This window comes from Streptomyces cucumeris, assembly GCF_024295805.1.
Taxonomy (GTDB): domain Bacteria; phylum Actinomycetota; class Actinomycetes; order Streptomycetales; family Streptomycetaceae; genus Streptomyces; species Streptomyces cucumeris.
The window spans coordinates 1-12,465 of sequence record NZ_JANCLX010000015.1 but is presented as its reverse complement, the minus strand read 5'-3'; the positions used below and the strand labels follow the sequence as shown (position 1 = coordinate 12,465).

The 12,465-nt window shown below is 70.2% G+C and carries 2 protein-coding genes (1 of these 2 only partly in view); both read right to left on the bottom strand.

The features are described 5' to 3' along the window. Positions 1-952 carry the beginning of a type I polyketide synthase gene (locus NMK44_RS22040; protein WP_374215316.1) on the bottom strand. The gene continues 17,426 nt to the left of window position 1, outside the view, so only the first 952 of its 18,378 coding nucleotides appear in the window; its start codon is at positions 950-952; its stop codon lies beyond the left edge, outside the window. After that, on the bottom strand, positions 949-12,465 hold an 11,517-nt coding region (locus NMK44_RS22035; RefSeq protein ID WP_428849362.1), incomplete at its 5' end, for a type I polyketide synthase. The genes NMK44_RS22035 and NMK44_RS22040, both read right to left, overlap by 4 nt.

Below are 12,465 nucleotides of genomic sequence, written 5' to 3'. Positions count from 1 at the left end.
GAGCCGCGCCGTTCGGCGCGGTGAGGCCGTTGGAGGCGCCGTCCTGGTTGAGGGCGGAGCCTGTCATGAGGGCCAGCACCTGGTGGCCGTTGCGCTGGGCGTCGGACAGCCGCTCGACCACGAGCACGCCGACGCCTTCCGCCCAGCCCATGCCATCGGCCTCGTCGCTGAAGGCCTTGCACCGGGCGTCCGGGGCGATCCCGCGCTGCCGGGCGAACTCGATCAGCGAAGCCGGGCCCGACATGATCGTCGCCCCGCCGACCAGGGCGAGCGAGCACTCCTGCGAGCGCAGCGCCTGGGCGGCCAGGTGCAGCGCGACCAGCGAGGAGGAGCACGCCGTGTCCACGGTGACCGCGGGACCCTGCAGACCGAACGCATAGGACAGCCGTCCGGAGACGACGCTGGCGATGTTGCCGGTCAGCACATAGCCCTCGTAGGCCGACGGCACGGTGCGCAGCGAGATGTTGTCCTGGTAGCTGACGCCGACGTACACGCCGGTCTGGCTTCCTCGTACCGCGTCGGCGCTGATCCCGGCTCGTTCGAAAGCCTCCCACGAGGTCTCCAGGAGCAGCCGTTGATGCGGGTCCATCACGGTCGCTTCCCGAGGGGGGATGGCGAAGAACTCGTGGTCGAACAGGTCCGGCGACCGCAGGAAACCGCCGCCCCGGGAGTATGTCCGGCCCACCTTCCGGGGGTCGGGGTCGTAGAGCTCGTCCAGGTTCCAGCCGCGGTCCGTCGGGAAGCCGGACACCGCGTCGGTACCGTCGGCCACGAGCTGCCACAGGGCTTCGGGGCTGTCGGCGTCCCCCGGGTAGCGGCAGGCCATGCCGACGATGGCGATCGGCTCCCGGCTCTGCGCCTCGACGTCGCCGAGCCGCTGCCGGATTCGCTCGTTCTCCTTGAGTGCGTTGCGCAGCGCGTCAACGAGCTCGTTCATGGACGGGGTGGTCATGAGGTCGGCCCCTCCGCTCGGTCGCTCGCGTCGGCTTGGCCGTATGCGGCGCGTATGAGATCAGCCATGTCCATCGAGTCGATCGCGGTCGTGGACCCGGCGCTGTCGGCCGGCTCGCCCCCGGGAGCGGTCTCAGCCAACCGGAGCAAGGCGTCCACCAGCCCGGCCTGCCTCAGCGAGGCGATCGGAATACGGTCGATGATCTTCTTCAACCCTGCGTCGTCGACGCCCTCACCGGTCTCGCTCCCGTGGGTCCCGGTGTCCTCGCCGAACAGCTCGGCGTACACCAGCTCCGCGACAGAGGCGGGCGTCGGGTAATCGAAGATCAGCGTGGCGGGTAGCTGCAAACCGGTCGCCACGCCGAGCCGGTTCCGGAACCGCAAGGCGGTGAGCGAGTCGAAACCGGTTTCCTGGAAACCGCGCCCCGACTCGACCGAGCTGCCGTCGGTATGTCCCAGCACGGCCGCCACCGTGGCCCGGACGAGGTCGGTGATCGCATACGTCCGCTCGGTGGCGGGCAGGCCGACGAGCCGCTCGCGCACACCGGTGTCGGCCGCTCCGTCCGCCGGCCCTTCGGGGTCGTCCTCCCTCGCCTCGAGCAGCTCGGCGAGGAGCGGCATCGATCGGGTGCCGACGAGCTCGGTGGCGAACGAGGACCACTCGACGTCCACCACGACCACGGCCGTCTCATCGCGGTCGATCACCTGGCCCATGGCCTGGACGGCGCCGTGCGGGTCCATCGCGCGCAGGCCGCGGGCCGCCAGCCGGTGCTCCACTCCGTCGCGGTCGGCGATCCCCGGGCCTTGCCAGAGTCCCCAGGCGATGGAGGTCCCGGTCAGGCCGAGAGCCCTGCGGTGCGCTGCCAGTGCGTCCAACGAGCTGTTCGCGGCGGCGTAGTTGGCCTGGCCGGCCGGGCCGACCGTGCCGACGAACGACGAGAACAGGACGAAGTCGACGAGGTCGCGGTCTTTCGTCAGCTCGTGCAAGTGCCACGCGGCGGCCACTTTCGGGCGGAACACCCGCTCGAAGCGTTCCGGGGTGAGCCGGCCGATGACGCCGTCGTCGAGCACGCCCGCGGTGTGCACGACCGTGGTCAGCGGATGTTCGGCCGGCCAGTCGGCCAGCAGGTCGGCGAGTTGCGCCCGATCGGCCACGTCGCAGGCGACCACCGACACCGAGGCACCCCGCTCGGTCAGCTCGGCGGCCAGCTCGGCCGCGCCGGGTGCGGCCGGGCCACGACGGCTGGCCAGCACGAGGTGTCGCGTGCCGCGCCGGACGAGCCAGCGCGCCACCTCCGCCCCGAGAGCGCCGGTGCCGCCGGTGATCAGAGCGCTGCGCTCGAGCGGCTGATCCGTCCGGAGCGCGGGTGCGGTGACCCGGGTCAGCCGGCGGCAGAACACCGCGCCGCCTCGCACCGCCAGCTCACTCTCGCCGTCTCCGAGCGCCCCGGCCAGCGCCGCCAGGTCCGCCTGGCCGACCTCGGCTGGCAGGTCGACGACGCCACCCCACGACACGGGGTGCTCCAGCCCCGCATGCCGGGCGAACCCCCACAGCGCGGCCTGCCGTGGCTGGGTGACGGCGTCTCCCGGCCGGACGGCGACCGCATCCTGGGTCATGCACCAGATCGGGGCCGACAGGCCGAGTTCACTCACCGACCGCACCAGCGCGAGCGTGCCGCTCAGGCCGACCGGCACGGATACGGCGTCGGTGTCCTCGGCCGTGTCGATCGCCAACAACGACACGATGCCCCCGGCCGGTTCGCCGTCCAGCGCCGTGACGAGATCATGACGGACCGCCTCGACATCTGCCGCCCGGGGGACATCGACCCGGCCGACCTGAGCCCCTCGGGCGCTCAGCGCTGCGATGACCTGCTCGAGCCACGTCGGCTCGGCGATGTCCGCCGGCACCACGACCAGCCAACGGCCGCTGAGCGGTCGGTCCGACCCTTCGGTGGGGCGCCAGGCGACCCGGTACTGCCAGCCGGCCAGCGTCGCCTGCTGCCGGCTGCGCTCACGCCACGACGACAGGGCCGGGAGCACGGTGCCCAGCGAGGATCGGCCGGCGTCGTCGGAGAGGGCGAGCGCCGTGGTCAGCCCGTCGAGGTCGCCCTGGTCGACCATCTTCCAGAACCGGCTGTCGACTTCGGTGCCACGAGACGAGCGGCCGGGCGGCGTCTCGATCCAGTAATGGGTGCGCTGGAAGGCGTAAGTGGGCAGTCGCACCGGCTGTCGGCCCGAGGGGAACAGGCCGGACCACCGCACGTCGACGCCACCCACGAACGCCTCGGCGGCGTTGCGCAGGAATTCCCGCGCGCCGCCGTGGCCGCGACGGAGCGTTCCGACCGTCGTGACCGACGCCCCCGTGGCCTCGGCGAGCTCCTGTATCGAATGGACGAGTACCGGGTGCGCGCCCACTTCGTGGAACGATCGATGCCCGTCGCCGAGGAGCTGGTCGACCACCTCCGCGAAACGCACCATCTCGCGCAGGTTCCGGTACCAGTAGTCGGCGTCGAGCTTCCGGCCGTCGAGCAACGAGCCGGTCACCGTCGAGTAGAACGGAACCGTGCCGGGCGAGCACTCGACCACACCCAGCGTGTCGGCCAGCTCAGCCCGGATGACCTCTACCACCGCCGAATGCGACCCGTAGTTGATCGGTACGCGCCGGACCCGCGCTCCCTCCGACTCCCAGACCGACAAGAGGTGATCGAGCTCGGCGGTGACCCCGGAGACCACGGTGGACATCGGCCCGTTCACCGCGGCGACGCCGAGCCCGGGATGGTCGGCCAGGCGTTCGCGCACCTCGTCCGCCGATCGGTTCACCCAGCCCATGCCGCCCTGCGTTGCCATACGCCGAAGCACCCGGGATCGCAGAGACACGACGCGTGCGCCTTCGGCCAGCGACAACGCCTCCGCCGCCACGGCAGCAGCGAACTCACCTTGGGAGTGCCCGACGACAGCCGAGGGCCGAACGCCGAGTGATGCCCACAGCCGGGACAAGGAGACCCCGACCGCGAACAGCGCCGGCTGGACGACATCGTCCCGGTCGAGACTCGGCGCACCCGGCACCCCGGCGAGCACGTCCCGCAGCGAGAACCCGTCCCAGTCGACCCATGGCGCCAACGCCTCGTCGCAGGTCTGCATCAGCTCCGCGAACGTCGGACTGCTCTGCCACAGCTCGATGCCCATCCCGAGCCACTGGCCCCCCTGCCCGGGGAACACGAAGACCGGGCCGTCGTGGTCGGCTTCACCGGCTCCCGCCACCACCAGGGCCGAGTTCTCCGACTGGCCCGCCGCGATCGCGTCAAGGCCGGCCAGCAGCTCATGGCGGTTCTCCGCGATCACCACAGCTCGGTGGGAGTGCGTGGCCCCGCCGTTGGTCAGTGCCGCGCCGAACCCGGCCATGTCGGTGTCCGGTGAGTCGGCCAGCGCGGCCCGCAACCGGGTCGCCTGGCCGGCCAACGCCGCCGATCCCCGGCCCGACACCGGGAAGGCGGAGACTCCGAGCCGCGTCACGGCGTCCGACGGCCCGGCCGCCGGCTGCTCCGGCGCCTGCTCCAGGATGACGTGCGCGTTCGTGCCACTGATACCGAACGAGGAAACCCCGGCACGGCGGGGGCGGCCGGTCCTCGGCCAGTCGTGGTTCCGGTCGAGCAGAGCGACGGCTCCCTGCGACCAGTCGATGAACGGCGAGGGCTGCTCGGCGTGCAACGTCCGCGGCAGGACGCCGTGACGCATCGCCATGACCATCTTGATGACGCCACCGACCCCGGCGGCAGCCTGGGTGTGCCCGATGTTCGACTTCAGCGAACCAAGCCACAGCGGGGTTTCGCGGTCCTGGCCGTAGGTGGCCAGCAGCGCCTGGGCTTCGATCGGGTCGCCGAGCTTCGTGCCGGTGCCGTGCCCTTCGACCACATCGACGTCCGACGTGGACAGACCGGCCGAGGCCAGCGCCTGGCGGATCACCCGCTGCTGCGATGGACCGTTCGGGGCGGTCAGACCGTTCGACGCGCCGTCGGAGTTCACCGAGGAGCCCTTGAGCACCGCGAGTACCTGGTGGCCTTGCCGGCGTGCGTCCGACAACCGCTCGAGCACCACGAGGCCGACGCCCTCGGCCCAGCCGGTGCCGTCCGCGCCCGCGCCGAACGCGCGGCACCGGCCGTCCGGGGACAAGGCTCGCTGGTGACCCAGGTCGACGAACGTCATCGGGGTGGACATCACCGTTACCCCGCCGGCCAGCGCGAGCGAGCATTCGCCCGACCGCAGTGCTTGCGCGGCCAGGTGGAGTGTCACCAGTGACGACGAGCACGCGGTGTCGACCGAAACGGCAGGCCCCTCCAGGCCGAACTGGTACGCCACCCGCCCCGAGAGCACGCTGGCCGCGCTACCGGTCAGAACCGCTCCGCTGAGCTGGTCCGGCACCAGGTCCACTGCCGGCGCGTAGTCGTGGTACATGACACCGGAGAACACCCCGGTCCGGCTGGAGCGCAGGGAGTCCGCGTCGATACCCGCGCGCTCGAAAGCCTCCCAGGCAACCTCCAGCAACAACCGCTGCTGCGGATCCATCGCCGTCGCCTCACGGGGCGAGATCCCGAAGAACCCGGCATCGAACTCACCCGCGTCATGCAAGAACCCACCACCACGCGCATACGTCGTCCCCGGATGATCCGGATCCGCGTGATACAGACCCTCCACATCCCAGCCACGCAACTCCGGAAAACCAGTGATCCCCTCCCTGCCCTCGACCACCAGCGACCACAAATCCTCCGGAGAACCCACCCCACCCGGATAACGGCAGGCCATCCCGACAATCACCACAGGATCATCGGGGTCGCTCACCGGCGAACCGGTCGTGTCCGCTGTCTCACCGCTCGGGGTGAGCTCGCCGGACAAGTGGTCGGCAAGGGCCCGCGGGGTCGGGTAGTCGAACACGGCCGTGGTCCCCAAACGCGATCCCGTGATCGCGTTGAGCCGGTTGCGCAGCTCGACGGCGGTGAGCGAATCGAGTCCGAATTCCTTGAAGGTGCCGTCGACCCCGATCGAGTCGCGCCCGTCGTAACCGAGTACGCGCTGCGCCTCCGCGCGCACCAGCTCCAGCAGTCGCCCGGGCTGGGATGTCACGTCCTCGCCGGCACGGCTCGGTACGGCCGCCGGGCGAGCCGGGCGCGGCGCGCTCGTGATCAGTTCGCGGAGCAGCGGGTGCACGTGCCCGCCGTCCGTGGCGGAGGCGGTGTCCAGCCGCAGTGGCACGAGCAGCGGCTCGCTCCGCCGGAGAGCGGCGTCGAAGAGTGCGAGTCCCTCGGTTTCGGACAACGTCGCTATTCCGGAGCGAGCCATCCGGTTGAGGTCGCCGGCGCTGAGCGCCGCCGCCATACCGCCCCGCTGATCCCACAGTCCCCACGCCAGCGACGTCGCCGGAAGTCCGCACCGGGCGCGATGGTGGGCGAGCGCGTCGAGGTAGGTGTTGGCGGCGGCGTAGTTGGCCTGGCCCGCTGCGCCGATCAGGCCCGAGATGGAGGAGTACAGCACGAACGCCGACAGCGGCATGTCGGCGGTGAGCTCGTGCAGGTTCTTCGCCGCCACCGCCTTCGGACCCATGACCGCGTCGAGGCGCTGCGGACTCAGCTCGGTGAACACGCCGTCGTCGAGCACACCGGCCGTGTGGACCACAGCGGTGAGGGGTCGGTCGGCAGGCAGCCCGCGAAGCACCGCGGCGAGTTCGGCGCGGTCGGCGACATCGCAGGCTTCGGCCCGCACGTCCAGACCCAGCGCGGTCAGCTCGGCCACCAGGGCGCGCGCCTCGGGCGTGACGGGGCCGCTCCTGCTGACCAGGAGCATGCTCGTCACTCCATGCTCGGTGGCCAGGTGCCGCGCGAGCAGCCGGCCGAGTCGGCCGAACGCCCCGGTCAGCAGCACGGTTCCGCGCTCGGGTAGCGGCTTCTCGGCGGCGGGGGGCGAGCCGGGATCCACGGGCAGGCGCATGAGGCGCGGGACACGGACGCCCTCGGCGGACAGAGCAAGCTGCGGCTCCCCCGTGGCTACCGCGGCGGCGAGCCGTCGGGCCCCCTCACTGCCCGGCGCCACGTCGACGAGCACCATGCGGCCGGGGTGCTCGGACTGCGCGGCCCGCAGCAGACCCCAGACCGGCGCGTTGTCGAGATCAATGCGGCCATTGCCTCCCGTGTCGACGGCACCGGTGGTGACGACGACCAGTGGCGCGTCGGCCATCGTCGCGTCGGCCAGCCAGTCCTGTACCCGTCGCAGGGTGCGGTGCGCGCCGCCGACGTCCGTGACGTCGGCCGGGGGAACCACGGTGATCACCGTGGACGGCGTCGGGGCCCCCGCCGCCATCGCGGCCCGCAGCGCGGAGAGATCCGGGTAGCGGTCGAGCGGTGAGCTGTCACCGGTCAGCTCGGCGTCGAGGTCGTGCGGGTCCTCCCCCACCATCGCCCAGTGACCGGTGCCGGGGTGGGCGCCGACCTCCTTCGGCAGCCACGACAACCGGAACAGCGCCGCCTCGCTCTGATCCGTCGACGGAGTGCGTGGAGCGTCGGGCGCAGGCCGCAGCACCAGCGAGTCGATCGACGCGACCGGGTTGCCTTCGGGGTCGGTGAGCATCATGGCCACCGAGTCGGCGCCGGTCCTCCAGATGCGGGCCCGCACGGCCGGCGGGGCCGCGGTGTGCACGGTGACACCACTCCATGCGAACGGCACCAATGTCTCGCCCGCGGTCCCGAACAGGCCCACCAGCGCGGCCTGGATGGCGGCGTCCAGGAGGGCGGGATGCAGGTCGAACACCGGGCCGCCATGTCCCGCCGCCTCGCCCAGAACGATGTCGGCGAACACCTCGCCGTCGCCGCGTCGGACGGCTTGCAGTCCTCGGAACGCCGGCCCGTAGTCGTACCCCCGGCGGGTGAGTTCCGCGTAGGCGGTGGCGATGGCGATCGGCTGTGCGTCGGGACCGGCCTCGCCGTTCCAGCCGGTTCCGGACGCCGGTCCGACCGGCGAGAGCCCGGCAGGTGGGGCAACGGTGCCTTCGGCGTGCCGGGTCCAGGTGCCGTTCCCGGCGGTGTCTCCCACTCGGGACAGCACGCGCAGCGCACGGCGACCGGTGCCGTCCGGCGCATCGATCACCACTTGGAGCGGGGTGTCGCCGTGCTCCGGCACGACCAGGGGGGCGCGCACGACGAGCTCTTCCACCGGGCCGGCGCCGGTTCGCTGCGCGGCGTGCAGGGCCAGGGCCAGAAATCCGGTTCCGGGAAGGATCGGAGTGCCCAGCACCACATGGTCGGCCAGCCACGGTTGCTCTTTCACGGACAGTCGGCCGGTCAGTACGAGCGCGTCGGCATCGCCCAGCGGCATCTCGGCGCGCAGGAAGGGGTGATCGACCGGCTCCAGGCCGACGGCGGCGAGGTCGGTGTCCGGGAGGGAGGAGGATTCCAGCCAGTAGTGTTGGCGTTGGAAGGCGTAGGTGGGCAGTTCGGTGTGGTGAGCGCCGGTCCCGGCGAACAGCTCCGACCAGTTCACCGCCACCCCGGCGGTGAACAACGCACCCAGCCCCGCCAGCACCGACTCGACCTCACCATGACCACGGCGCAGACTGGGCACCGCCGTAACGTCCCGGCCGTCCAGGCATTCCCGCACCGAACCGGTCAGCACCGCATCCGGACCCAGCTCCACAAACCGCGTCACACCCCGCTCATGCAACCGCGTGACCGTGTCGGCGAACCGCACCGTGTCACACACATGCCGCACCCAAAACTCCGGATCCGCCATCGCCTCATTCACGGTCCCGATACGCGGCGACTGAAAAGCCAACCCCGCCACCACCGCACGGAAATCGTCCAGCATCGGCTCCATCAACGGCGAATGGAACGCATGACTCACCACAAGCCGCTTCGTCCGGCAACCCCGCTCGGACAACCGCTGCACAACCCACTCCACCGCGGACCCGGCCCCCGACACCACCACCGACGACGGACCGTTCACCGCCGCGACCGACACCTGGCCGCCCCGCTCAGCCACCACCGGCGCCACCACATCCTCACCCGCGGCAACCGCCACCATCACCCCACCAGGCGCCAGCCCCTGCATCAACCGACCCCGCGCGGTCACCAACACACAGGCATCCGCCAGCGACAGCACCCCCGACACATGAGCCGCGGCGATCTCCCCCACCGAATGACCCGTCACAAAATCCGGAACCACACCCCACGACCCGAACAACCGGAACAACGCCACCTCAACAGCGAACAACGCCGGCTGCGCGAACTCCGTCGAATCCAGACGGTCCCCAGCACCCTCCTCACCGAAAACAGCCGCCCTCACCACCGGGTCCAACAACCCACACACCTCATCAAAAGCAGCCGCGAACACAGGGAACCGCCGATACAACTCCCGGCCCATCCCCACCCGCTGCGAACCCTGACCCGTAAACACCACCGCCACACGACCCCGACCCGCCACACCAGACACACACCCCGCCCCGGCCTCACCCCCGGCAACCACCGCCAGCCGATCCAGCAACTCCTCCCGCCCCGACGCAACCACCACCGCCCGATGCCCATGCACAGCACGACCAGCCATCAACGAATACGCAACATCCACCAACCCCACATCCGGCCGCTCCACCACAAACGACCGCAACCGAGCAGCCTGACCACACAACGCCCCCGACCCACGACCCGACAACACAAACGGCAACACCGGCAATTCACGCGTAGCCGTCGGCGTCGGGCGCCGGTCGGCCATCGCTGGTTCATTCGGAGGTTGCTGCAGAATGAGGTGTGCGTTCGTCCCGCTGATGCCGAAGGAGGACACTCCGGCGCGCCGGGGTCGGCCGGTGTCCGGCCACTCTCGTGATCGGGTCAGCAACGCCACCCCACCGGAAGACCAGTCCACCTCGGTCGAGGGGTCCTCGGCGAACAGGGTTCCGGGCAAGAACTGGTGCTGCAGCGCCATCACCATCTTGATGACCCCGGCAATGCCTGCCGCCGCCTGCGGGTGTCCGATGTTCGCTTTCACCGATCCGAGCCACAGGGGTGAGCCGTCGGTGTGCTCCCGCCCGTAGGTTGCCAGCAGTGCCTGTGCTTCGATCGGGTCCCCGAGCCGAGTACCCGTGCCGTGCCCTTCCACCACGTCGACATCGGCGGCCGTCAGCCCTGCGGTGGCCAGCGCCTGCCGGATCACCCGCTGCTGCGAGGGACCGTTCGGGGCCGTCAGTCCGTTCGAGGCCCCGTCCTGGTTCACGGCCGAACCCGCCAGCAGCGCGAGCACCCGGTGCCCGTTGCGCCGCGCATCGGACAACCGTTCCAGCACCACCAGGCCCACGCCTTCGGACCATCCGGTGCCGTCCGCGCCCGCACCGAACGACCGGCACCGGCCGTCCGGAGACAATCCACGCTGCCGCGCGAACTCCGTGAGGATCATCGGAGTGCCCATGACCGCGACCCCGCCGGCCAGCGCGAGCGAGCACTCGCCCGACCTCAACGCCTGCGCCGCCAGGTGCAGTGCCACCAACGATGACGAACAGGCCGTGTCGACCGTTGTCGCGGGTCCCTCGAAGCCGAACTGGTACGCGATGCGACCGGACAGGACCCCGGGCGTGGTACCGGTGAGCAGGTATCCGCCGGCGTCAGTTCCTACCGCACCGTATCCATGCGGTGTTGCTCCTACCACCACGCCGGTCCGGGTGCCGCGCAGGGAGTCCGCGTCGATACCCGCGCGTTCGAAAGCCTCCCAGGCAACCTCCAGCAACAACCGCTGCTGCGGATCCATCGCCGTCGCCTCACGGGGCGAGATCCCGAAGAACCCGGCATCGAACTCACCCGCGTCATGCAAGAACCCACCACCACGCGCATACGTCGTCCCCGGATGATCCGGATCCGCGTGATACAGACCCTCCACATCCCAGCCACGCAACTCCGGAAAACCAGTGATCCCCTCCCTGCCCTCGACCACCAGCGACCACAAATCCTCCGGAGAACCCACCCCACCCGGATAACGGCAGGCCATCCCGACAATCACCACAGGATCATCGGGGTCAGCAATCGACGCGGACTGGGTGTCGACGTCGGTATCCGCGCCCAACACCACTGATTGCAAATGCTCGATGAGAACAGCGGGAGTGGGGTAATCGAAGATCACCGAACTCGGTAGCGAGATCTTCAGGGCGTGCGAGAGCCTGTCCCGCAGTTCGGCGGACATCAAGGAATCGAAGCCCAGATCCCTGAACGTCCGGCCGAGTGCACCCTCACCGAGCACGCCCCTGCCGAGAGTGGCTGTGATGTGCGCGCGAGCCAGCTCCGTCATCCGATACGTGCGCTCGGTCTCACCGAGCCTCCGCAACTCACTCACCAGAGCCGGCGTCTCCGCCGACGTCTTCTCGCCGTCGAGCGGCATATCGAGCCAGTAGGGCTGGCGTTGGAAGGCGTAGGTGGGCAGTTCGGTGTGGTGAGCGCCGGTCCCGGTGAACAGCTCCGACCAGTTCACCGCCACCCCGGCGGTGAACAACGCACCCAGCCCCGCCAGCACCGACTCGACCTCACCATGACCACGGCGCAGACTGGGCACCGCCGTAACGTCCTGGCCGTCCAGGCATTCCCGCACCGAACCGGTCAGCACCGCATCCGGACCCAGCTCCACAAACCGCGTCACACCCCGCTCATGCAACCGCGTGACCGTGTCGGCGAACCGCACCGTGTCACACACATGCCGCACCCAAAACTCCGGATCCGCCATCGCCTCATTCACGGTCCCGATACGCGGCGACTGAAAAGCCAACCCCGCCACCACCGCACGGAAATCGTCCAGCATCGGCTCCATCAACGGCGAATGGAACGCATGACTCACCACAAGCCGCTTCGTCCGGCAACCCCGCTCGGACAACCGCTGCACAACCCACTCCACCGCGGACCCGGCCCCCGACACCACCACCGACGACGGACCATTCACCGCCGCAATCGACACCTGGCCGCCCCGCTCAGCCACCACCGGCGCCACCACATCCTCACCCGCGGCAACCGCCACCATCACCCCACCAGGCGCCAGCCCCTGCATCAACCGACCCCGCGCAGTCACCAACACACAGGCATCCGCCAGCGACAACACCCCCGACACATGAGCCGCAGCAATCTCCCCCACCGAATGACCCGTCACAAAATCCGGAACCACACCCCACGACCCGAACAACCGGAACAACGCCACCTCAACAGCGAACAACGCCGACTGCGCAAACTCCGTCGAATCCAGACGGTCCCCAGCACCCTCCTCACCGAAAACAGCCGCCCTCACCACCGGGTCCAACAACCCACACACCTCATCAAAAGCAGCCGCGAACACAGGGAACCGCCGATACAACTCCCGGCCCATCCCCACCCGCTGCGAACCCTGACCCGTAAACACCACCGCCACACGACCCCGACCCGCCACACCAGACACACACCCCGCCCCGGCCTCACCCCCGGCAACCACCGCCAGCCGATCCAGCAACTCCTCCCGCCCCGACGCAACCACCAC